The organism is Streptomyces sp. NPDC029292 (assembly GCF_055569295.1).
This window is the reverse complement of the sequence record NZ_JBVHXR010000039.1, coordinates 16,486-38,583: the sequence shown is the minus strand read 5'-3', so window position 1 is coordinate 38,583 and position 22,098 is coordinate 16,486. Positions and strand designations below refer to the sequence as shown.

At 70.8% G+C, this 22,098-nt stretch carries 22 protein-coding genes; 16 read left to right on the top strand and 6 right to left on the bottom strand.

Going from position 1 to position 22,098, the window contains the following annotated elements; genetic code table 11:
• Positions 1-6 precede the first annotated feature (6 nt).
• Positions 7-1,446, top strand: coding sequence for an MFS transporter (locus tag ACZ4WS_RS45810; protein ID WP_467989843.1), 1,440 nt, complete (start codon positions 7-9; stop codon positions 1,444-1,446).
• Between the two features lie 30 nt (positions 1,447-1,476).
• Positions 1,477-2,676 (top strand): M20 metallopeptidase family protein, encoded by a 1,200-nt coding sequence (locus ACZ4WS_RS45805; protein WP_467989842.1) that lies wholly within the window; start codon positions 1,477-1,479, stop codon positions 2,674-2,676.
• Positions 2,677-2,712: 36 nt separating this feature from the next.
• On the opposite strand, the gene ACZ4WS_RS45800 is transcribed toward ACZ4WS_RS45805, so the two are convergent.
• A complete protein-coding gene (locus ACZ4WS_RS45800; protein WP_467989869.1) occupies positions 2,713-3,495 on the bottom strand; it encodes a peptidoglycan recognition protein family protein in 783 nt (260 codons plus the stop codon).
• A gap of 367 nt (positions 3,496-3,862) precedes the next feature.
• Here ACZ4WS_RS45800 and ACZ4WS_RS45795 point away from each other — a divergent pair, with 367 nt between their 5' ends.
• Positions 3,863-5,047, top strand: a complete 1,185-nt coding sequence (locus ACZ4WS_RS45795; RefSeq protein WP_467989840.1) for a MarP family serine protease — start codon at positions 3,863-3,865, stop codon at positions 5,045-5,047.
• A 12-nt stretch (positions 5,048-5,059) separates the two neighbouring features.
• Here ACZ4WS_RS45795 and ACZ4WS_RS45790 read toward each other — a convergent pair whose 3' ends face one another.
• Positions 5,060-5,845 (bottom strand): SDR family NAD(P)-dependent oxidoreductase, encoded by a 786-nt coding sequence (locus ACZ4WS_RS45790; protein WP_467989839.1) that lies wholly within the window; start codon positions 5,843-5,845, stop codon positions 5,060-5,062.
• Between the two features lie 179 nt (positions 5,846-6,024).
• Between ACZ4WS_RS45790 and ACZ4WS_RS45785 the strand changes: the two genes are divergently transcribed.
• Entirely contained in the window at positions 6,025-6,690 is a 666-nt protein-coding gene (locus tag ACZ4WS_RS45785) for a TetR/AcrR family transcriptional regulator (protein ID WP_467989837.1), read from the top strand.
• A 99-nt stretch (positions 6,691-6,789) separates the two neighbouring features.
• Here ACZ4WS_RS45785 and ACZ4WS_RS45780 read toward each other — a convergent pair whose 3' ends face one another.
• The gene (locus tag ACZ4WS_RS45780) at positions 6,790-7,287 is read right to left on the bottom strand and encodes a GNAT family N-acetyltransferase (RefSeq protein WP_467989867.1); all 498 of its coding nucleotides are present in this window, start codon (positions 7,285-7,287) and stop codon (positions 6,790-6,792) included.
• 63 nt (positions 7,288-7,350) lie between these two features.
• On the opposite strand from ACZ4WS_RS45780, the gene ACZ4WS_RS45775 reads away from it, so the two are divergent.
• Entirely contained in the window at positions 7,351-8,268 is a 918-nt protein-coding gene (locus tag ACZ4WS_RS45775; RefSeq protein WP_467989835.1) for a TIGR01777 family oxidoreductase, read from the top strand.
• A 311-nt stretch (positions 8,269-8,579) separates the two neighbouring features.
• Positions 8,580-9,944, top strand: a complete 1,365-nt coding sequence (locus ACZ4WS_RS45770; protein ID WP_467989832.1) for an NAD(P)/FAD-dependent oxidoreductase — start codon at positions 8,580-8,582, stop codon at positions 9,942-9,944.
• Between the two features lie 6 nt (positions 9,945-9,950).
• Here ACZ4WS_RS45770 and ACZ4WS_RS45765 read toward each other — a convergent pair whose 3' ends face one another.
• Positions 9,951-11,390: a regulator gene (locus tag ACZ4WS_RS45765; protein ID WP_467989831.1), complete on the bottom strand. Its 1,440-nt coding sequence runs from the start codon at positions 11,388-11,390 to the stop codon at positions 9,951-9,953.
• On the opposite strand from ACZ4WS_RS45765, the gene lipB reads away from it, so the two are divergent.
• The 4 genes from lipB (at position 11,338) to ACZ4WS_RS45745 (ending at position 14,791) form a co-directional block, all read left to right on the top strand.
• Complete coding sequence (gene lipB / locus ACZ4WS_RS45760) at positions 11,338-12,435, top strand: lipoyl(octanoyl) transferase LipB (RefSeq protein WP_467989829.1); 1,098 nt, start codon at positions 11,338-11,340, stop codon at positions 12,433-12,435. The two genes, ACZ4WS_RS45765 and lipB, sit on opposite strands and share 53 nt — an antisense overlap.
• A 107-nt stretch (positions 12,436-12,542) precedes the next feature.
• Positions 12,543-13,508 carry a lipoyl synthase gene (gene lipA, locus ACZ4WS_RS45755; protein WP_467989827.1) on the top strand — a complete coding sequence of 322 codons (966 nt, stop codon included), beginning with the start codon at positions 12,543-12,545 and terminating at the stop codon, positions 13,506-13,508.
• A 303-nt stretch (positions 13,509-13,811) separates the two neighbouring features.
• Positions 13,812-14,009, top strand: coding sequence for an SCO2195 family GlnR-regulated protein (locus tag ACZ4WS_RS45750; protein ID WP_189190500.1), 198 nt, complete (start codon positions 13,812-13,814; stop codon positions 14,007-14,009).
• A gap of 80 nt (positions 14,010-14,089) precedes the next feature.
• On the top strand, positions 14,090-14,791 hold the full coding sequence (locus ACZ4WS_RS45745; RefSeq protein WP_467989825.1) for a DUF4191 domain-containing protein: 702 nt from the start codon (positions 14,090-14,092) through the stop codon (positions 14,789-14,791).
• A 79-nt stretch (positions 14,792-14,870) separates the two neighbouring features.
• Here ACZ4WS_RS45745 and ACZ4WS_RS45740 read toward each other — a convergent pair whose 3' ends face one another.
• Positions 14,871-15,338: an RDD family protein gene (locus ACZ4WS_RS45740; RefSeq protein WP_467989823.1), complete on the bottom strand. Its 468-nt coding sequence runs from the start codon at positions 15,336-15,338 to the stop codon at positions 14,871-14,873.
• Positions 15,339-15,538: 200 nt separating this feature from the next.
• Between ACZ4WS_RS45740 and glnA the strand changes: the two genes are divergently transcribed.
• The 4 genes from glnA (at position 15,539) to pspAB (ending at position 19,195) form a co-directional block, all read left to right on the top strand.
• Entirely contained in the window at positions 15,539-16,948 is a 1,410-nt protein-coding gene (gene glnA, locus ACZ4WS_RS45735; RefSeq protein WP_467989821.1) for a type I glutamate--ammonia ligase, read from the top strand.
• 140 nt (positions 16,949-17,088) lie between these two features.
• Positions 17,089-17,577 carry a hypothetical protein gene (locus ACZ4WS_RS45730; RefSeq protein WP_467989819.1) on the top strand — a complete coding sequence of 163 codons (489 nt, stop codon included), beginning with the start codon at positions 17,089-17,091 and terminating at the stop codon, positions 17,575-17,577.
• 107 nt (positions 17,578-17,684) lie between these two features.
• Positions 17,685-18,608 (top strand): zinc metalloprotease HtpX, encoded by a 924-nt coding sequence (gene htpX, locus ACZ4WS_RS45725; RefSeq protein WP_467989865.1) that lies wholly within the window; start codon positions 17,685-17,687, stop codon positions 18,606-18,608.
• 2 nt (positions 18,609-18,610) lie between these two features.
• Positions 18,611-19,195 carry a PspA-associated protein PspAB gene (pspAB, locus tag ACZ4WS_RS45720; protein WP_467989817.1) on the top strand — a complete coding sequence of 195 codons (585 nt, stop codon included), beginning with the start codon at positions 18,611-18,613 and terminating at the stop codon, positions 19,193-19,195.
• Positions 19,196-19,245: 50 nt separating this feature from the next.
• Here the strand turns inward: pspAB and ACZ4WS_RS45715 are convergent, their stop codons facing one another.
• Complete coding sequence (locus tag ACZ4WS_RS45715) at positions 19,246-19,557, bottom strand: hypothetical protein (RefSeq protein WP_467989816.1); 312 nt, start codon at positions 19,555-19,557, stop codon at positions 19,246-19,248.
• A 282-nt stretch (positions 19,558-19,839) separates the two neighbouring features.
• Between ACZ4WS_RS45715 and ACZ4WS_RS45710 the strand changes: the two genes are divergently transcribed.
• Both ACZ4WS_RS45710 and ACZ4WS_RS45705 read left to right on the top strand, forming a co-directional pair.
• Positions 19,840-20,394: a DUF1269 domain-containing protein gene (locus ACZ4WS_RS45710; protein ID WP_467989815.1), complete on the top strand. Its 555-nt coding sequence runs from the start codon at positions 19,840-19,842 to the stop codon at positions 20,392-20,394.
• A gap of 21 nt (positions 20,395-20,415) precedes the next feature.
• Positions 20,416-22,065 carry an alpha/beta fold hydrolase gene (locus ACZ4WS_RS45705; RefSeq protein WP_467989813.1) on the top strand — a complete coding sequence of 550 codons (1,650 nt, stop codon included), beginning with the start codon at positions 20,416-20,418 and terminating at the stop codon, positions 22,063-22,065.
• Positions 22,066-22,098 lie beyond the last annotated feature (33 nt).

Sequence of the window (22,098 nt, the reverse complement as noted above, 5' to 3'; positions counted from 1 at the left end):
GCCCGTATGAGCGTCTCCCCGTCGCCCGCCGCCCCACCGAGAACGGACGCGGCCTCGGCCCCCGTCCGGATCGGCGCGGTCGTCGGCTTCCTCGCCTTCGTCGAGCTGACCAGCGGTATCTTCCAGGGCTTCCTGCCGCCGCTGCTGCCGTCGATCGCCGCGCTGCACCATGTCGGCGCGGGGGACATCGGGCTGGTCACCAGCCTCCAGCTGCTCGCCGCCGCCGTGTGCGTGCCGGTGCTCACCAAGCTCGGCGACATGTACGGGCACCGGCTGATGCTGCGCATCGCGCTGGCCCTCACGGTGCTCGGCGCCGCGCTCGTCGCGTTCGCGCCGTCGTACGAACTCCTGCTGCTCGGGCGGGTGTTGAGCGGCCCGCAGTCCGCGTGGCTGCCGCTGAACATCGCCATCACCCGGGACCGCGCGCAGGGCGAGCAGGGGCGGCGGGCCATCGGGCTGCTGGTCGGCTGTCTGACCGGCGGGGTGACGCTCGGCTCGCTGATGTCCGGTTTCGCGGAGGATCTGCTCGGCGGCGTGCGTCCGGCGCTGTGCGTGCTGGTCGTGCTCGCCGCGCTGTCGCTGGTGTGCGCGTTCTTCCTGGTCCCGGAGACGGGCACGCGGATGCGGCAGCGGATCGACGCGGGCGGGTTCGTCGGCCTCGCGGTGGCGCTGCTGCTGCTCCAGTACGGGCTGTCGCAGACGTCGAAGCTCGGCTGGGACTCGTCGACGGTCCTCACCTGTCTGCTGGGCGGGCTCGCCGTCCTCGCGGGATGGGCCTGGTGGGAGCTGCGGACCCCCGAGCCAGCCGTCGACCTGCGGGTCATCGGGCACCGTTCGATGTGGCCGGTGCAGGCGGCCGCGATGCTGTTCGCGATCGCACTGTTCGGCTCGCAGTCCCCCAACTCGACGTTCCTGGCGACGGATTCGGGGGCGGCGGGCTACGGCTTCGGGCTGGACACGATGGCCATCGCGCTCACCACCCTGCCCAGTCAGGTGCTTTCGGTGATCGGCGCCTCACTGCACTCGCGGCTGGCCGCGCGCGTCGGGCTGCACCGCACCATCGCGTCGGGCGCGGCGCTGCTCGCCACCGGGTACGGCCTGCTGTGCGTCCTGCACGACAGCCGTACGTCCTTCGCGGTCACCGTCTCGTTCGTCGGCCTCGGCGTCGGTCTCATGTCCGGCGGCTTCCCCTCGCTGGTCGCCGAGCGCGCCCCGGCAGGTCAGACCGGCATCGCGGCGGGCATCTACAACACCGTACGCACGCTCGCGGGCGGGATCGCGGGCGGGCTGTTCGCGGTCGCGCTCAGCAACGTCCTGCTCGCGAACTCGCCGCTGCCGTCCGTGGACGCGTACCGGATCGTCTGGCTGACCTGCGCGCTGTCGGGTCTGCTGGCCGCCGCCCTGATCCTGTTCGCGCGCCGCCGCACGCCCCATGAACTCGCCTAGCGACACCCGAGGTTGAGGAGCCGTACCCCCATGACCACCCACTCCTTCCGCACCGCCGCCGAGGCGATCGCCCCCGAACTGGCCGCCCTGCGGCACGCGTTGCACCGCGATCCGGAGACCGGGCTCGCACTCCCTCTCACCCAGGCGAAGGTGCTCGACGCGCTCGCGGGTCTGCCACTGGAGATCACCACCGGCAAGGGCCTGTCCTCCGTCACCGCCGTGCTGCGCGGTGGCCGCCCCGGCCCGGCGGTACTGCTGCGCGGCGACATGGACGCGCTGCCGCTCCAGGAACTCGCCGACGTCCCGTACAAGTCGCGGATCGACGGCGTGATGCACGCCTGCGGCCACGACCAGCACGTGGCGATCCTGGTCGGCGCGGCGCGGCTGCTCAGCGCCCGGCGGGAGGAACTGTCCGGCACGGTGGTCTTCATGTTCCAGCCGGGTGAGGAGGGGTACGACGGGGCGGGCCTGATGATCGAGGAGGGGCTGCTGGAGGCGGCAGGCTCGCCGCTCGTGGGCGCGTACTCGGTGCACGTCTCCTCCAACGGCGGTGAGTGCGGCACCTTCCACGGCCGGGTGGGTACGCAGACGGCGGGCAATGCCGAGCTGAAGGTGACCGTGCGCGGCAAGGGCGGCCATGGCTCGACCCCGTACACGGCGGCCGACCCGGTGCCGGTGGCCGCCGAGATGGTCCTCGCGCTCCAGAACCTGGTCACCCGCACCACGTCGGTGTTCGACCCGGTGGTGCTGACCGTCGGCGTGTTCCAGGCCGGTACGAAGCTCAACATCATCCCGGGGACCGCCGAGTTCGAGGCGACGGTCCGCTCCACCTCCCCCGAAGCGATGACCGGATTCCTGCCCCGCGCGGTGCGGCTCGTCGAGGGCATCGCGGACGGCTGGGGCATGACGGCCGATGTGTCCGCGGAGGAGATCTATCCGGCGATGATCGCGGCGGAGGAAGCGGTGGATCTCGGCCGCGAGGTCGTCCACGACCTCTACGGTGAGGCGAGTTGGTTCACCGCCGAGCACCCCATCATGGCCTCCGAGGACTTCTCCCGCGTCACCGCGGCCGCCCCCGGCGTCCAGCTCGGCCTCTCCGCCCGCCCGGCGGACACGGACCCCGCGACCGCGCCCTTCAACCACTCCCCGTACGCGGTGTTCGACGACGCGGCGCTGCCGGCGGGGGCGGCGGTGCTGGCGGAGATGGCGTGGCGGCGGGTGCGGGGGTAGTGGTTTTCGCCCCCCTCCGCCTCATCCCCCCAGAGGTCACCGCCCCTGCAACCGCGCCGCCAGCCTCCGGATCTCAGGAAGCCGGCCCGACAGCGCCGCCCCCGGGCAGCTGGTCATGAAGCCGTCGTTGTGCCCGGCCAGGGTGGGCAGCGCGGCGGAGGTCCCGGCGGCGTACCGGCTGAGGCTGTTGCTGGACACGAGCCGCACCGTGGCACGCGGATCGATGCCGGACAGCCCGAGCTTCCACGCGGCAAGCCTGGCGATCGCATCGGTCATCGCCCGCGGCACCGGCGTCCCCGCCGTGAACGTACCGATGGCCGCGATCCCGGCGGTGCGGTGGTTGAAGCCCTGCGCGTGCGCCCCGGTGACGGGCCGGTCGACGCCCCCCGCACGGCCCTCGTAGATCGTGCCGCAGCGGTCGACGAGGAAGTTGTAGCCGATGTCGTCCCACCGCTTGGCGCCGGTCTGGCCGGCGTACAGGTACCGGATGATGCGCGGGGCGTCGGCGCAGTCGTACCCGTTCGGCGAGTCGGTGTGGTGGACGAAGATCGCCACGACCCGGTCGTCGTACCGGGGCGGCGGCTGAACGTGCGCGCTCTGGGCGTCCAGCCAGCGCGACCGCGGCACGATGGGCGGCCGGGCCGCGGGGTGCGCCACGGCGGGCCGGGCCGCGACCGGCGGCTGGTCGGCATAGGCCCCCGTACGGCCCACCCCGACCGCGCACATCACCAGCGCGACGCCGGCGACGAGACCGGGCACGCACCCGAGCAGCACGAGGGCCGGCCGAGGAAGCCGCACGCCACGCGGCACCCGCGCCATCCGCGCCGCCCACGCCACCCACGCCACCCACGCCACCCACGCCAGCCGTAGGCCCCGCGGCCGACGCACAGCCCCAGGCGCCCGACGACCCCAACGACCCCAACGTCCCCGACTCACCGCACGCCGCACTCGCTCCCCACTCCGTCTTCGTGCCCCCCGCGTCTTCCGGGAGACACGCATGCACTCACCCTGACCCTGATCCACTTCATCCGCGATGTGTGCTGTGCCACCCGGTGGAACCATTGCCCTGGTGCGGGACGTTTTTACAGGTCCACGCACGTGTGGCGTCTTCGTGGCGTCACGCGCGCGTGTCTGATCACTGGGCCCGCCCCACGCGTACTAAGGGGCCCGAGAGAAAGGCGGCTCCGTGGACGTGCTCGACCTCCTGCTGTTGCTGGTGATCCTGGTCTACGCGGCGTCCGGCTACCGTCGCGGCCTGGTCGCGGGCTGTGTCTCGCTGGCCGGTTTCGTGGGCGGCGCCGTCATCGGCGTATGGGTGCTGCCCTGGATGATGGACCTGGTGACGGCGGGCACATCGGCGGCGACGGTGACGGCCGTGCTGACGGTGCTGGTGCCCGCGGTGGTGGGCCACGAGCTGGCCGGACGGCTGGCGCTGAAGCTGCGCCGCGAGCTGGACCGGGGACCGCTGCGGGTGGCCGACGGGATCGGCGGCGCCGTGGCGAACACGGTGGCCGTGCTGCTGGTGACCTGGGTGGCCGCGAGCGTCCTGGGCGCGTCCTCGTCCGCCGTGGTGACGCAGTCGATACGGAATTCGGCGCTGCTGGGCGCCGTACAGAACGCGATGCCGGAGACCACCCCCACGTGGTTCTCGCGCGCGACCTCCGCGCTCACGGAGGCGGGCTTCCCGCAGGTCTTCAACCCGTTCGAGAACGAGCCGACGGCGGGCGTCGCGAAGCCCTCCGGGGACAGCGTCACGGCGACCGCGACGAACGCCGCCAAGCTGAGCACCGTGAAGGTGGAGGGCGTCTCGGGCAACGAAGGCCGCGAGGGCAGCGGCTTCGTATACACGTCGGAGCATGTGATGACCAACGCGCACGTGGTGGCGGGCATCGACCGGCCGACCGTACGGGTGGGCGGGGTCGGACGCGCGTACGAAGCCAGGGTGGTGCTCTTCGACTCACAGAAGGACGTCGCGGTCCTGTACGTCCCGGGTCTGCGGGCGCCCGTCCTCAGCTTCGACGACACCGCCTCGCGCGGCGACTCGGCGGTCGTGGCGGGCTACCCGCAGGACGGCGGCCTCGACCTCCAGGCGGCCACGGTCGCGAGCCGCATCAACGCCAAGGGCCAGAACATCTACAACACGGACACCGTCATCCGCGAGATCTACTCGATCCGCTCCACCGTCCGCCCCGGCAACTCGGGCGGCCCCCTGCTCACCACCGACGGCAAGGTGTACGGCGTCGTCTTCGCCCGCTCGACCTCGGACAACGAGACGGGTTACGTCCTGACGGCGGACGAGGTCACCGGCGATGCCCGGCAAGCGGCGAACGCCACGTCACCGGTGGACACGGGCGACCTCGTCACGTCGTAGGCCCGCGTCGGCTCAGAAGTGCGTGCCCCCGTCGATGCGGACCTCGGTGCCGGTGATGAACCTGCCGTCCTCCGAGGCGAGCATGGCGACGACTCCGGCGACGGCCTCGGGGCCCGCGAAGCCCTCACCGAGCGCCGGGGCCAGCTTGGCGAACAGGCTCCAGTCGGTGTCCTCGGGCAGCCCGGGGCCGACGCTCTGCCTGCTGGCACCGGAGCCGTCCGTCATGCCCGACGAGATCGAGCCGGGCTGTACGGCGGTGAAGCGGATGCCCTGCTTGCTGTACTCGCTCGCCAGGGCGTGGGTCATGGACTGGATGCCGCCCTTGGACGCCGCGTACGCCGCCATGTACGGGTGCGCGAACATCGCCGAGGTCGAGCTGAAGTTCACGACGGCGGGGCTCTCGCCCTCCAGCAGGTGCGGTATCGCCTCGCGGATCATCAGGAAAGTGCCGGTCAGGTTGACGGCGATGACCTGGTTGAAGTCGGCGAGCGTCGTCTCGTGTGTGTGCGAGGAGCGCAGGATGCCGGCCGCGTTGACGAGCACGTCGAGACCACCGAGGGCCCGTACGGCCTGAGCGACTCCGTCCCGGACCGAGGCCTCGTCGGCGATGTTCACGACGACCGTGGTCAGTCGCCCGGCGTCGGCGCCCGCCTTGGCGACGGTGTCCTTGAGTCCGGCCTCACTGACGTCGGCGGCGACGACCGCGCCGCCCTCCGCCAGCATCCGCAGCACGGTGGCCTGGCCGATGCCGGAGCCGCCCCCGGTGACGAGCGCGCGGCGTCCTTCGTAGCGATTCATGGTGGGTCTCCAGTCTCGTCTTCCCGGGGGCTTCCCGATTTCTCTGTCTCTCGCAGCCGGCGCCGGGGTCTCTCGACGTCGACCTCCTTAATGCGCGATACACGCTACGCCGATGTGGCACGTTTTGCCATCACGGCGAAAAGTGCCTAGCCGCCCTGTCCGGGCGTACGCTTTCTCCCGTGAGCAGCCAGCCGTCGCCCCCCGCGCCCGAGCCCCCCGCCCTCTCCCTGACCGAGCGCCGCAAGGCGGCGACCCAGCTCGACATCGCGCGCGCGGCCGCGGATCTCTTCACGGAGTACGGCCCCGACGGCACCACCGCGGAGGACATCGCCCGCCGCGCCGGGGTCGCGCTGCGCACCTTCTACCGCTACTTCCGGGGCAAGCAGGACGCCGTGGGCCCGCTGCTCGCCGCCGGCGGCGACCGCTGGCGCACCCTGCTCGCCGCGACGGAGCCGGGCACGGCGCTGCCGGAGGCGCTGGAGCACGCGATCAAGGAGGCACTGTCCGCCCCCGACGCGGACGCCGAGGGCCTGCACCAGACCCGCGCACTGCTGCGGGCGGCCGTGGACGACCCGGCACTGCGGGCCGTCTGGTACCGCGTCAACCAGGAGTCGGAGGAACGGCTGATCCCCGTGGTGGCCCGGCTGGCGGGCGCCGACGCGGACCCGCTGGAGGCGCGCCTCGCCGCCGCGGCGGCCACGGACGCGATCCGGGTCGCGCTGGAGACCTGGGCACAGACGGACGCGGCGGTCGAGGGACCGGGCTCACCCGCCGAGCTGGCGGTCCGCTGCCTGCGTCAACTCATGGGCGGAATGCGCCCGTTGCTCTCCAATACTGAGAGCTGACATTGAGCACTGACATTGAGCACTGATCACAGATACGGATCCGACACCGAGGGCTGGCTCTGGCTCTGGCACTGGCACTGGCACTGGCACTGGCACTGATCAGAGATAGCGCCCCATGAGTACGTCATCCACGTACGCGCCGTCGAGCAGGAACTCCTCCGGCAGGATCCCCTCCACCATGAACCCCTCGGACTCGTACAGCTTGCGCGCCGGGGTGTTGTGCCCGAGGACGCGCAGCGTGATGCGCCGGGCCCCCTGCCGCCTGGCCTCGTCCTGCACGGCCCGCAGCAGCGCCCGCCCGACCCCGGCGCCGCGCGCCTCGTCGGCGACGACGAGTCCCTGGATCTGCCGGACATGGGAGTTGCTGGCGAGCGGGGTCGGGAAGCCCAGCCGGATGTAGCCGACCACGCTGTCGTCGATTTCGGCGACGAGATGATCCCGCGGACCGAACCGCTCGCCGTAGAAGGGTTCGTACGGCGGTCGGGGGCGCGGCATGACGGCGTGCAGCGGAGACCAGGTGACGCGGTCCAGTCGGCCGAGGGCGTCCTCGTCGTCGAGGGTGGCGATACGTATGTGCGGAACCGGCATGAGGATCACCATACGGCCGCTGCACGGGGTCCCGTCCCGTAAATTTCCGGGATGTCCGGGCAGGATGGACGCATGAGCGACTCACCCCTTTCCCCCGGTTCCCGCGTCGCGATCGCCGGTGCGTCCGGTCTGATCGGTTCCGCCCTCGCGCACTCCCTCACCGCGGACGGACACGAGGTGGTCCGCCTCGTACGGCGCCCGCCCCGGGCGAAGAACGAGATCCAGTGGGATCCCGAGGCGCGCCGGATCGACCCGACGGGGATCGACGGGTGCGCGGCGGTGGTCAATCTCGCGGGGGCGGGGGTCGCTTCGCAGCGCTGGACGGAGGAGTACCGGGCGACGATCCGGCGCAGCCGGGTGCTCGGCACGGCGACGCTGGCCGACGCCGTCGCCTCGCTCGACTCGCCGCCGCGGGTCTTCGTCAACGGCAGTGCGATCGGGTACTACGGCGATACGGGTGAGCGGGCGGTGAATGAGTCGGCGCCGCCCGGAGACGGCTTCCTTCCCTCTGTCTGCGTGGAGTGGGAGGCCGCGGCGGGCGCGGCCCGGGAGGCGGGCGTCCGTACGGTCTTCGCCCGTACCGGGCTGGTGGTGGCCGGCCGGGGTGGGGCCTGGGGGAAGCTGTTCCCGCTCTTCAAGGCGGGGCTCGGTGGGCGGATGGGGACCGGGCGCCAGTACTGGAGTTTCATCTCGCTCCATGACGAGGTGGCCGCGATCCGGCACCTGATCGACACGGAGTCCCTGTCGGGTCCGGTCAACCTGACCGCGCCGGATCCCCTCACCAACCGTGAGATCACGGAGGCCATGGGCCGCGTCCTGCACCGGCCCACCCTCTTGACCGTCCCCGCCCCTCTCCTCCGCCTCGCCCTCGGCGACATGTCCTCCGACATCCTCGGCAGCCAACGCGTCCTCCCCACCCGCCTCCTGGAGTCGGGGTTCGACTTCACGTTCCCGTCGATCGAGGCGGCATTGCGGGCGGCCGTCAGCTGAAAAACATCCCCTCCGGCGTTTGAGGAGCGGAGGTCCAGGGGGCAGCAGCGCCCCCTGGCGGGGTCTGGGGCGGAGCCCCAGGGACGATGGCCCCCCCGCTCGAGCGAAGCCGAGAGTCGGGGAGGGTAGGGGCGGCGGGGGCGAAACCCTCCCACCCGCACCCCACATGCACCCCCATGCGACCGTGCACGCCCACCGCGCGACTTCCCCCACCGCCGACGCCCCTCCACCCTCGACCCGAACTCGGGTATCCCAAAGGCCTGTTGGGGGCATGACGTCCTCACCGGCCGCGCAACCTCGAGGAGGGGCACGTGCGCCAAGCGGAGATCGCGCAAGACGTGGACGTCGTCATCGTGGGGGCCGGAGTCGCCGGCCTCGCAGCCGCCCGGCATCTGACCAGGGCAGGCCTGACGACCACCGTCCTGGAGGCCGCGCCGAACGTCGGCGGCCGCATGTCCACGGAGAAAATCGACGGCTTCCGGCTCGACCGCGTGGGCCGGCTCCTGTCCACCTCGTATCCCGAACTGCGCCGCACCCCGGGCCTGGACACCCTGACCCTGCGCCCGTTCGCCCCGGGCGTCCTGCTTCACAGCGACGGCCGCCACCATCACGCCGCCACCCCCACCGCCCCCCGGAGCGCGAGGGGCGCACTCACCACCGCACGCGCCCTCGCGAGCGCCCCCCGCCTCCCCCGAGCCCGCCCGTACCGCGGAGCGCCGCGCCCCGGCCCCCTGGGCGCCCCCCACGACCAGTCCCGCCTCGCCACCGCCCTCGCCCGCCTCGCCGCCACCCCACCGGACCGCCTCCTCACCCGCCCGGACGTGCCCGCCGCGCAGGCGTTGACCACCCGGGGCCTGCCGCCCCGCACGGTCGACGGCTTCCTGCGCCCCCTCCTCGCCGCGCTCCTGTGCGACCCGGCCCTGGGAACCTCGAGCCGCTGCGCGGACCTGGCACTGCACTCCTTCGCGACGGGCCGTCTGTGTCTGCCGGAGGGCGGCGCGGACGCGCTCCCGGAGCTCCTCGCGGCCTCCCTTCCGCCGGGCACGGTCCACACGGGCGTACGGGTCACCGCGGTCTCCACCACCACGGTGACGACGCGGGACCACGGTGAACTCACCTGCCGCGCCATCCTGTTGGCGACCGGGGCGCGCGCCGCCGCCCGGCTCCTGCCGGGTCTGCGCCTCCCCGCCTTCCACCCGGTGACGGTCCTTCACCACACCACGGACGAGCCCCCGCTCACAGATCCGGCCCTGCTCCTGGACGCCGACCGGAGCGGCCCGGTGGCGCACACCGCGGTCATCAGCCAGGTCGACCCCACCCGGGCCCCCGCGGGCCGCGCGCTGGTCTCCTCGACCGTGCTGGGCACACCGCCCGCCGCCGCCCACCTGGACGCGACGGTCCGCGCCCAACTGGCCCGCCTGTACGGGACGTCGACCACCCGCTGGGAACTCCTCGCGGTCCACCACGACCCCGAGGCGGTCCCGGCGATGCCCCCGCCGCACGACCTGCGCCGACCGGTACGGCTGCTGGCGGGCCTGTACGTGTGCGGCGACCACCGGGACACGAGCACGCTCCAGGGCGCGCTCCACTCGGCCCGCCGGGCCGCCCACGCCCTGCTCACGGACGTGGGCGCCCGGATGACCCCGTTGGAGGAATCCCTGGAGACCGCGGCCTGAGCCGCCTCAGCCCAGCGCCGCCACCTTGTCCCGGTACCCGCGTACGGGCGCCGCGTCCTTGTAGGGCTCCAGGCGGCGCTCGAAGTCACGTACGTACTCGGCGGCCCGTACCGACCGCATCTCCACCGCCTGCCCCGCGGCCTCCGCGCCCAGCTGGCAGGCCTGGTCGAGCTCGCCGAGCCCGAGCCGTGCGGAGGCGAGCACCACGCGGCAGAACAGCCGGCTGCGCGCATAGCCGGGCGCCCGCAGTTGCAGCGAGCGCTCGGCGTGCTGCGCGGCGGCCCGGTACTGCTGGAGGTCCCGGTGGCAGTGCCCGAACTCGTCGGCGAGCTGGGCCTCGTCGAAGAACCGTGCCCAGTAAGGGACTTCGTCGCCGGCCCTGGCCGCCTCCAGCGCGCGCTCGGCACGCACCAGGGACGCCGTGCAGGCCCGTACCTCCCCCAGCACGCCGTGCCCGCGCGCCTCGACGGAGTGCAGCAGCGCCTGCACCACGGACGGCGCCGTCGTCCCGACGCCCTGCTGGGCGACCCGCGCGAGCTGCACGGCCTCGCGTCCGTGCCCCAGGTAGACCGCCTGACGGCTCATCGTCACCAGCACATAGGAGCCGTACGCCCGGTCCCCGGCCGCCTGCGAAAGCCGCAGCGCCTGGACGAAGTACCGCTGCGCGAGTCCGTGCGCGGCGATGTCGTACGAGGTCCAGCCGGCGAGCCGGGTGAGGTCGGCGGCGGCGGCGAACAGGCGGCGCCCGGTCTGCTCGCCGTACGCGCCGCGCAGCATCGGCTCGGCCTCGTGCTCCAGGTAGCGGACCAGGGCCTGGCGTGCGTGGCCGCCGCCGTAGGCGTGGTCGAGCGTGCGGAAGAGTTCGGCGACGGAGCGCAGTGCGGCGATGTCGCCCCCGGTGACCTTCTGGCCGGGGCCGCGCTCGGTCTGGCTGCGCTGGCGAGGGACGGCGGGCCGCCCCTGTGCGGGCACCCGTGTGCCGCCCGGGTCGCCGCGGCTCACCCGGTCGTCGGCCCGCCCGATCAGCCAGTCCCGGCTGGGGACGACGAGTCCCGCCGGGGTGAAGGCGATCTTGCGCAGCTCGGCGTGGCTGCCGGAGTCCTTGCGCCACAGCCCACTGACGATGTCGATGGCCTCTTCGGGGGTCGCGGCGAACTCCAGCCCCGCGTACACGGGGGCGCAGGCGTCGAGCCCGAGGTCCTGCGCGCCGAGCCGGCGGCCCAGGCGGCGGGTGAACACCTCGGCGATGAGCGCGGGAGTGGTCCCTCGTGGCTGCTGCCCGCGCAGCCACCGGGTGACCGATGTCTTGTCGTATCTCAGATCAAGTCCGTGCTCGAGGCCGAGCTGGTCCACGCGACGGGCGAGACCTGCGTTGGAGAACCCCGCTTCTGCGATGAGCGCGGCGAGCTGTCGGTTGGGGGTGCGCTGCGCGGGTCGTTCCGTCATCTGCGGTGCGGTCTCCTGCCTTCCGGGTCCCTGTGACGTGCCCGGATTGCCTGTGAGCAGCCGTTATGGCCTCGTGAACGGCGCGAATGTAGCGGTCCGTAAGCACCCGATCGCACACTTCGGCAACCATTCATCCGATCGTGTGAGGATTGGCCGCAGGGCTGACGGGCATCGGCCGGACGTACAGTGGCGTGGGCGCGTTACGTGCCTTACAAGGGTTCTGAGGGCTTCTAGGGAGGCGCTTGCCGTGAGTGAGTTGCGGTTCGTCCACATGGGATTCGGTGCCGAGGCCGTCGAGTACCAGGAGGCCTGGGACGAGCAGCGCCGTGTGCATGCCGCCCGCTTCCTGGACGAGGTCCCCGACACCTGTCTGCTCCTGGAGCACCCGCCGGTCTACACGGCGGGCCGGCGTACGGCGGACAACGAGCGGCCCCTCGACGGCACCCCCGTCGTCGACGTGGACCGCGGCGGCAAGATCACCTGGCACGGCCCGGGCCAGCTCGTCGGATATCCGATCCAGAAACTGCCGCGCCCGGTTGACGTCGTCGCCCATCTCCGCCGCCTCGAAGAGGCCATGATCCGCGTCTGTGCGGAGTTCGGCGTGGTGACCAGCCGCGTGGAGGGCCGGGCGGGCGTCTGGGTCCTCGGCGACCCGGTGGAGCAGCGCCCCAGCCTCGGCGGCCTCTCCCTCGACTTCGACCCCCGCCTGACCGACGACGAGTTCGACCCCCGCCTCAACGGCCCCGAGTACGCCCCCTCCAACGCCGGCCAGCGCCGCGAGGACCGCAAGATCTGCGCCATGGGCATCCGCGTCGCCAAGGGCGTCACCATGCACGGCTTCGCCCTGAACGTGAATCCGGACACGTCCTCCTTCGACAAGATCATCCCGTGCGGGATCCGCGACGCGGGCGTGACGTCCCTCTCGTACGAGCTGGGCCGCGAGGTCACCATCGGCGAGGTCCTGCCGGTCGCGGAGAAGCACCTGCGGGACGTACTGGAGAACGCGGACCTGAAGCCGCGCGAGGTGGAACGGGCGTCGGCCTGACCTGGGGGAATGCACCCACGTTCCCCAAGGTTGCCCACCCCGGAGACCAAGAACCGCACGGGCGTACCCTGGTGTACGCCGAAGAATCGAAGCTACAGGGAGCCGATGTGTCCGCAGTCGCACCCGACGGACGCAAGATGCTGCGCCTGGAGGTCCGGAACGCCCAGACCCCCATCGAGCGCAAGCCCGAGTGGATCAAGACCCGGGCGAAAATGGGTCCCGAGTACACGAAGATGCAAAGCCTCGTGAAGAGCGAGGGCCTGCACACGGTCTGCCAGGAGGCGGGCTGTCCCAACATCTACGAGTGCTGGGAAGACCGCGAGGCCACGTTCCTCATCGGCGGCGACCAGTGCACCCGGCGCTGCGACTTCTGCCAGATCGACACCGGCAAGCCCGAGGCCCTCGACCGTGACGAGCCGCGCCGCGTCGGCGAGTCCGTCGTCACGATGGATCTGAACTACGCCACGATCACCGGCGTCGCCCGCGACGACCTGGAGGACGGCGGCGCCTGGCTGTACGCGGAGACGGTCCGCCAGATCCACGCCCAGACGTCCTCGCGCGAGAGCGGCCGCACCAAGGTCGAGCTGCTCGCCCCCGACTTCAACGCCGAGCCCGACCAGCTCGCCGAGGTCTTCTCCTCGCGCCCCGAGGTCTTCGCGCACAACGTCGAGACGGTCCCCCGGATCTTCAAGCGCATCCGCCCCGGCTTCCGCTACGAGCGCTCGCTCAAGGTCATCACCGAGGCCCGTGACTACGGTCTGGTCACGAAGTCGAACCTGATCCTCGGCATGGGCGAGACCCGCGAGGAGGTCAGCGAGGCGCTCCGGCAGCTGCACGACGCGGGCTGCGAGCTCATCACGATCACGCAGTACCTGCGCCCCTCCGTGCGCCACCACCCCGTGGAGCGCTGGGTCAAGCCGCACGAGTTCGTGGAGCTGAAGGAGGAGGCCGAGGAGATCGGCTTCTCCGGCGTCATGTCGGGCCCGCTGGTCCGCTCCTCGTACCGCGCCGGGCGGCTGTACCAGATGGCCATCGAGAAGCGCGGCGCGTACGTCGCTTCGCAGGCGGTCTGACACGCCGTAGGACACGAGTCGTACACACGTCGCACCCGAGAGCGGTGGCACTGAGTGCCACCGCTTTTGTGTGAATCGGCGCACAAGCAACTCCCCCTCCGCCGGAGTCCGTTCACCGCGGCCCCGGCCGTCCCCGCTGATGGGGACACCGTTTGGAGCACATCAACGTGCGAGGCGCGCGCATCAAGGCTTCATTGGTGTTTGACCGGTCGGTCACGCCCTGGTAACACCAATCAGTGACCCTGGTCTTACGCCACGTACAGCCCCAACCAGAGCCGCCGATCCCGAGGGGGGACTTCCATCATGCAGGCCGCGCCCGTACGCGCCACCGCCATCCCGTCGTTCACCGATGCACTCCGTGCCGTCGAGTCGCTGCTCATGAGCAGCGGTCAGCGCACCGCCCGCCGCAATGCCTGGACCTCCGTCCTGGAGGACCGCCGCCGTGCCAAGGACAGGGTCGAGGCGCAGCGCGTGCTGGAAGCCGTCGCGACGCGTTCGTAGCCGCCGTTTCCGCGGTACCGCGTCCCCGCTCCCCGGTACTGCCGTCGTCGGCGCTTCCCGGGCCACGTAGACTTCGTGGCATGGCGAGGAAGGAAACCGCAGCGGACGCTGCGAACCCCGGGCGACTCAAGCAGATCGCCCTGACCTACAAGATGACCCGCAAGGCCGACTCCAAGATCGGTCTTGTACTCGCGGCTGTCGGAATTCTCACCCTCGGTGTCTTCCTCGCGATCGGCTTCTTGATCGGCCACCCGGTCTATCTCGGCATTTTCGGCCTTCTGCTCGCCTTCCTCGCGTCGGCGATCGTCTTCGGGCGCAGGGCCGAGCGCGCCGCCTTCGGTCAGATGGAGGGACAGCCGGGCGCAGCCGCGGCTGTTCTCGACAACATCGGCCGAGGCTGGACCACGACCCCGGCGGTGGCGATGAACCGCAGCCAGGACGTGGTGCACCGGGCCGTCGGCAAGGCCGGCATCGTGCTGGTCGCCGAGGGCAACCCGAACCGGGTGAAGAGCCTGCTGGCCGCCGAGAAGAAGAAGATGGCGCGGATCGTCGCGGACGTCCCGGTGCACGACATTCTCGTGGGCACCGGCGAGGGCCAGGTGGGGCTCAAGAAGCTCCGCACGGCGATGCTGAAGCTGCCGCGCGTCCTGACCGGTCCCCAGGTCACCGCGACCAACGACCGGCTGCGCGCGATGGGCGACCTGATGAGCAACATGCCGCTTCCGAAGGGTCCGATGCCGAAGGGCATGCGGATGCCGCGCGGCGGGCCGAAGTCCCGCTGACATCCCTCCTACGAGTCGTACGACGAAGGGGGCGCCCGGAGATCTCCGGGCGCCCCCTTCGTCGTACGAGAGGATCGAATCAGATCCGCACTTCGATGGTGCGCGCGAGCCTGTCGTGCAGCCCGCGGCCGTCGCGGTCCCAGATCATGGCGGGGATGAACGCGCACAGGAGCACGGTCCGCAGCAGGGCGCGGAACGGGTTCAGCCGGCCGCCGCCCTCCGGCACGATCCGCAGGCCGAACAGGCGCTTGCCCGGAGTGAAGCCGACCGTGCCGACGGTGAGCAAGCCGAGCACGAAGAAGACGAGCAAGGCCCAGTTGCCGGTCGCCTGGCCGTAGCCGTCGGTGAGCAGCCCGTATGCGATCAGCAGGCACAGGGCCCAGTCGACGGCCAGGGCGCCCAGACGCCGTCCCGGACGGGCGATCGAGCCCGGTCCCTGCTCCGGCAGACCGAGCTGCTCGCCCCGGTATCCGAAGTCCGCGCCGGCTTCCTCCGCCGCCGCGCGGGGTCCGGAAAGCCACGATCCGATTGCTTGCCTGTTGTCCACCCGTCCACGGTACTGCGCCCGTTTTGGCATGCGGACAGGTGGGGTACAGCGGGCCCGGTCCGGTTAACTTGGGTGAAACAAATGGGTCACGCTTGAGAAATCCCCCGTCCCTATGGTCGGGTCCAGCGTGTGCCACCGCACTGGCCGCACGAACGAACTACCACCCCGGTCCACCTGTGGGCGGGAGTAGGAGGAGCTGGATGTTCCAGAACGCCGACGAGGCCAAGAAGTTCATCGCGGACGAGGACGTCAAGTTCATCGACGTCCGCTTCTGCGACCTGCCGGGTGTGATGCAGCACTTCACGCTGCCGGCGACGGCCTTCGACCCGGACGAGGAACTGGCCTTCGACGGCTCCTCGATCCGCGGCTTCCAGGCCATCCACGAGTCCGACATGGCGCTCCGCGCCGACCTGTCCACCGCGCGCGTCGACCCCTTCCGCCGCGACAAGACGGTCAACATCAACTTCTTCATCCACGACCCGATCACGGGCGAGCAGTACTCCCGTGACCCGCGCAACGTGGCGAAGAAGGCCGAGGCCTACCTCGCGTCGACCGGTATCGCCGACACCGCGTACTTCGGCCCCGAGGCCGAGTTCTACGTCTTCGACAGCGTGCGCTTCAAGACCGCGGAGAACGAGTCCTTCTACCACATCGACTCCGAGGCCGGCGCCTGGAACACCGGTGCCATCGAGGACAACCGCGGATACAAGGTCCGCTACAAGGGCGGTTACTTCCCGACCCCGCCGGTCGACCACTTCGCCGACCTCCGTGCCGAGATCTCCCTGGAGCTGGCCAACTCCGGCCTCCAGGTCGAGCGCCAGCACCACGAGGTGGGCACGGCCGGCCAGGCCGAGATCAACTACAAGTTCAACACGCTGCTCGCCGCGGCCGACGACCTCCAGCTCTTCAAGTACATCGTGAAGAACGTCGCCTGGCGCAACGGCAAGACCGCGACCTTCATGCCGAAGCCGATCTTCGGTGACAACGGCTCGGGCATGCACGTCCACCAGTCGCTGTGGTCCAACGGCGACCCGCTGTTCTACGACGAGGCGGGCTACGCGGGCCTCTCGGACACCGCCCGCTTCTACATCGGCGGCATCCTCAAGCACGCCCCCTCCCTCCTCGCCTTCACCAACCCGACGGTGAACTCCTACCACCGCCTGGTCCCCGGCTTCGAGGCCCCGGTCAACCTGGTGTACTCGCAGCGCAACCGCTCCGCGGCCATGCGTATCCCGATCACCGGCTCGAACCCGAAGGCCAAGCGCGTCGAGTTCCGCGCGCCCGACTCCTCCGGCAACCCGTACCTCGCCTTCTCCGCCCTCCTCCTCGCGGGTCTCGACGGCATCAAGAACAAGATCGAGCCGGCCGAGCCGATCGACAAGGACCTCTACGAGCTGGCCCCCGAGGAGCACGCGGGCGTCTCGCAGGTCCCGACCTCCCTCCCGGCCGTCCTCGACGCTCTCGAGGCCGACCACGAGTTCCTCCTCCAGGGCAACGTCTTCACGCCCGACCTGATCGAGACGTGGATCGACTTCAAGCGCACGAACGAGATCGCGCCGCTGCAGCTGCGTCCGCACCCGCACGAGTTCGAGCTGTACTTCGACGTGTAAATCCGTCGCACCAGCCGCACGACCTCGGCCGTGCCCTTCCTTCGGGAGGGGCACGGCCGATGTGTTGTCCGGGTCACGCGTGACGCCCGCGGCCATCGGGAAGGACTATGGCCTCAGGGGCATCGTGGGGGGGCAGCCGGATGAACTCGGACACGGTCACGGCCATATCGGCGACGGCGATAGCGCTCGGCTCGCTCTGGATCAGCTACTCGCAGACCAGGGCCACCCGGCTGCACAACAGGCAATCCGTCAGGCCCTTGCTGGAGATGCGACGCATCAAGGGATACGAAGACCGCAATGCAGGCCTCCAGGTCATCAACGCCGGTCTCGGCCCGGCCATCGTGACGAACACTGTGGTGCGACTGGACGGCGAAGACTTCGGGCCCTGGAATCGTCCCACCCAGCACCGCGTCAAGGCATCGCTGCCGGTGTGGCCCCTTACCTACTCGCTACGCCCGGGTTCCGTGCTCCTCGCGGGGCAGTCCGTCTTCTTGATTCACCTTGAGCAGTTCAGCGATGACGAGCACAGCTGGTTCTGGGATCTCATAGCCCAGCGACTGGTGATCGAGATCCACTACGAGTCTCTCTACGGTGGCGAGAACTTCAAGGCGATCCCGCCCACGTCCTGACACCGGCCGTTCTTTGCCGTCCATGGAGCCTTTCGGGCCCTGTTCATGGGCAAGCCCGGGCGCACAATGGAAAGCGGGACGAGTGCCTGAGTGCGGGGTGATGCATGATGCAGAGCCGGTTCCGGAGTGATCGGCGGTTGACCGTGCGGATGACGGTCACGTTGTTTCTGCTCGGATTGCTGTACGTGGCCTTCGTCGCCGCGTTGATCGTGTTGCTGAAGTCCTGGGTGCTGGTCGTGGTGATCGCGGCGGGGCTGCTCGGCGCGCAGTACTGGTTCTCGGACCGGATCGCGCTGTACGCGATGCACGGGCGGATCGTGGAGCGGGAGGAGTATCCGCAGCTGCACGGCGTCGTGGACCGGCTGTGTGCCGTGGCCGACATGCCGAAGCCGCTTGTCGCCGTGTCCGAGCTGGACATGCCGAACGCGTTCGCGACCGGGCGGAACGCCGATCATGCGGTGCTGTGTGTGACCACCGGGTTGCTGCGGCGCCTGGAGGCCGATGAGCTTGAGGGTGTGCTCGCGCACGAGCTGTCGCATGTGGCCCACAAGGACGTCGCCGTGATCACCGTGGCGTCGTTCCTCGGCGTGCTCGCCGGGCTGATCGTGCGGTTCGCCTTCTACTCGCAGCTCTTCGGTGCGCGCGGGAGGAAGGACCAGAACACGGTGGCGATCTTCATGACCGTGATGGTGGTCGCCGCGGCCGTGTACGCGATCAGCTTCCTGCTCATCCGGGCACTGTCCCGGTACCGCGAGCTGGCCGCCGACCGGGCCGCGGCCCTGCTCACCGGGCGGCCCTCGGCGCTGGCGTCCGCGCTGACCAAGGTCACCGGGGACATCGCCAGGATCCCGACGAAGGACCTGCGGACGGCGCAGGCCTTCAACGCCTTCTACTTCACGCCCGCCTTCGGCTCCGAGCCGGGCATCTCGAAGTTCTTCTCCACCCACCCGAGCCTGGAGCAGCGGCTCGAGCAACTGGCGCGCATCTCCGCCGAGTTGGGCGAGGCCGCGACGCCCGGGAAGGCCTCCTGAGCATGGGGTTCCTGGACATCCTGCTCGGGCGGACCAAAGCTGTCGCGCCCGACCTCGACCGGCTCTTCGGGCTGCCGTCGGCGGCCGTGACCCTGCAGGCGGCCGCCGGGTTCACCCCGACCGGGACGGGCGCGGTGTGCTTCGCGAGCGTCGAGGGCGCGGCCTTCGCCGAGGCGCACCAGGAGGTGCAGGCGCTGATCGACGCGGACGCCGAAAGGAGCGGGCCACCGGTGGAGCTGACCCGGGACGAGTACGGGTACTCGTGGCTGGTCTCGCGAAGGGCAGCCGATGACCTGCCCGCCCTGGTGAGTGATCTGCACGCGGTGAACAGCGCGCTGGAGGGCAGCGGCTTCGGCCCGCAGCTGCTCTGTTCCGTGACGGGTTTCCAGGACGCCGGGCAGCGTCGGCTCGCGCTCGTCTATCTCTACAAGCGCGGGACCTTCTACCCCTTCGCGCCGCTGGCCGGTGACGGACAGCGGCGCGACAACGCGCTGGAATTGCAGGTCAAGGCCGCGCTCGCGGACGATCTGCGGATCGAGCAGGACCTGAGCCGCTGGTTCCCCATCTGGGGTGCCCCAGGTCTGTGACCTGGATCTGTGACCTGGACCTGTGACCTGGGGCTTTGGGCCGGGTGGGGCTACTTCTGGCGCTCCTGGCGGCGCGCCTCCAGTGGGCGCTCCCTGCGGTAGCGGCGCTCCCACTTGGCCTGACGGTCTCGGCGGTCGCGGTACGCGCGGTAGTTGGCGTCCCCGCGGCCCGAGGATCCGGACGAGCTTCCCGAGGGGGAGCCCGGCGCGGAGCCTGGCGAGGATGCCGGGGACGTGCTTTCCCCGGTGCGGCCGTAGCGGACGTACAGGAAGAGAAGGGCGATCGCCGCGAGCCAGAGGACGTGGTTGGAGAAGCCCAGAACGACCAGGATCGCGGTCGCGGAAATGATCAAGGTGCCCATGACGGGACTCCTTGCATGCGTGAGTGACGGGTCTTGATGTCGTGATGGATGGATCGACGGGGCGCTGGGGGTGGGCGGCCGTCCGTCGGTGCGTAGAGAGTAGCCCTGAGTACGCCCACTGATGCCTGTCCGGCGGAAAGCGGTGCTCAGCAGCTCCGGAACGCGTGTCCAGCGTAGGGACGACGCGCGCACGCACGCATCTCATTTTCCCGGCCTGCACCGATTTAGTTATCGCTATAAAGTCGAGCGAAACAGGCAAAAGGCGCGAAGGGGTGCCCCCGCATGAGCAATCTGTTCGTCGTCGCCTACGACGACCTCGCCACCGCCAATCAGGTCCGCGAGAAGCTGTTCGAGCTGTCCAAGCAGCATCTCGTCGAACTGGAGGACGCGGTGGTCGTCGAGCGGCGCGACGACGGCAAGATCAAGCTGCACCAGGCGGTCAGCCACACGGCCGTGGGCGCGGCCGGAGGTGCGCTGTGGGGCGGCGTCATCGGGCTGCTCTTCCTGGCGCCGCTGCTCGGCGCGGCCGTGGGCGCGGCGGCCGGGGCCGCCGGGGGCGCGGTCACGGACACGGGCATCAACGACAACTTCATGAAGGACCTCGGCCAGAACCTGCGCCCGGGCGCCGCCGCGCTCTTCGTCCTCGTCAAGCAGGCGGCCGGGGACAAGGTGGTCCCCCAAATCGCCCAGTACGGCGGCCAGTTGGTGCAGACATCGCTGAGCCAGGAGCAGGAGGACGCACTGCGCGAGGCGGTCGCGGCCGCGCAGGCCAAGACGGAGACGCAGGCGAAGACGGAGACCGCGACGAAGACGGAGAGCGGTACGCCGGCGACCTGAGCGGGATGAGTAAATCGGGGGATGCTTTCCTCCTTCACGTACGACCACGACGGTGAACGACTGAGCTGCGTCAGCGGCGCCGACGGAACCGACGGAACCGACGGCGGCGATTCGGCCACCGCCGTCCTGCTGCACGGCGCGGGCAACGGAAGCAAGGAGCGACTCCTCCCGCTGCTCGAGGAGTTCGTCGCACGCGGCTGCCGCGGCCTCGCCCTCGACTTCTCCGGACATGGCGAAAGCACCGGCGAACTCAGTGAGTTGAGTCTTCAGAAGCGCTTCGAGCAGGCCGTCGCCGTCATCGACGCGACAGTCCCGGCGGGCGGTCCGCTGATCCTCGTCGGGTTCAGCATGAGCGGCCAGACGGTGGCCGATCTCGCGGGGCACTACGGGGAGCGCGTGGCGGCGCTGGGGCTGTGCGCGCCCGCGGTGTACGGCGCCGAGGCATGGCCGGTTCCCTTCGGGGAGGGCGACGGCCGTTTCAGCGAGCTCATCCGTACGCCGGACAGCTGGCGGCAGGCCCCCGCGCTCGGCGTACTGCGGGCCTACGCGGGGCGCGCGGTGCTCGCCGTGCCGGGCACCGACACCGTGATCCCGCCCGCCGTGACCGAGGCCGTGACCGACGCGCTCGCCAGCCGCGCCCAGTTCACCCGCTTCGAACTGCCCGACGCGGAGCACATGTTGGGGCTCTGGTTCCGTGACCACGCCGAGGACCGGCAGCGGTTCGTGGACCTCGTACTCACCGGACTCGGCGACCAGGGGTGGACGGCGACACGGGCCTGGGTGGCCAAGCAGCTTCCGGAGGGCAGGAGCGTACGGGAGTCCACGCCCCTGTACGGCGGCTGGAGTTCCCAGATGCGCGAACTCACCCTCGACGACGGCACCGGTCTGGTCCAGCGGTCCTTCGTGAAGCCGTTCTTCCGGCTCCACGCGCCGGGACTGCTGGCCCGCGAGGCGTCCGTGCTCACCCTGCTCGCCGCGCACGACGGCGTGCCCGCGCCCGAGCTGTACGCCGTCGACGCCAACGCCGAACACTGCGACCATCCCTCGCTGTTGATGTCCTTGCTGCCGGGCGCGGTACGGCTCGACGAGGAGGATCTGGAGCGCCGCCTCGACCTGCTGGCACGTCAACTCGTCCGTATCCACGCGGTGGTTCCGGCGGACCGTCCGCGTCCGTACCAGGCGTGGACGTCGCCCGAGCGCGTCCGTACGCCCGCCGGTGAGGGTGCGCTGTGGGACCGGGCCGTGGACGTGATCCGGCGCGAACCCCCTGCGTACGACGGGTGTTTCCTGCACCGGGACTTCCACCCCGGGAACGTGCTGTTCACCGGCGCGGGCGACACCCTGCGGATCAGCGGGGTCGTCGACTGGGTCGAGACCTCGTGGGGCCCGGCCGACCTCGATGTCGCCCACTGCTCCACGGCCCTCGCGCTGCTGCACGGGGAGGCGTACGGACTGGGGTTCCGCGAGCGGTACGCGGCGCAGGGCGGGCGCCAACTCTCCGACGGCGAAAGCCACTTGTACTGGCGGCTGCTGGACGCGCTGGCCTACTCCCCCGACGCCGAGAAGGTCGCCGTGCCGTGGCGCGAGCTGGGGCGCACGGATCTGACTCCGGAGGTGCTGGGCGGGCGGCTCACCGCGTATGTGGCGGGGCTGCTGGAGCTGTACGGCTGAGGGAGGGCGGCCCCGAGCGGGGCTTCGGACGCC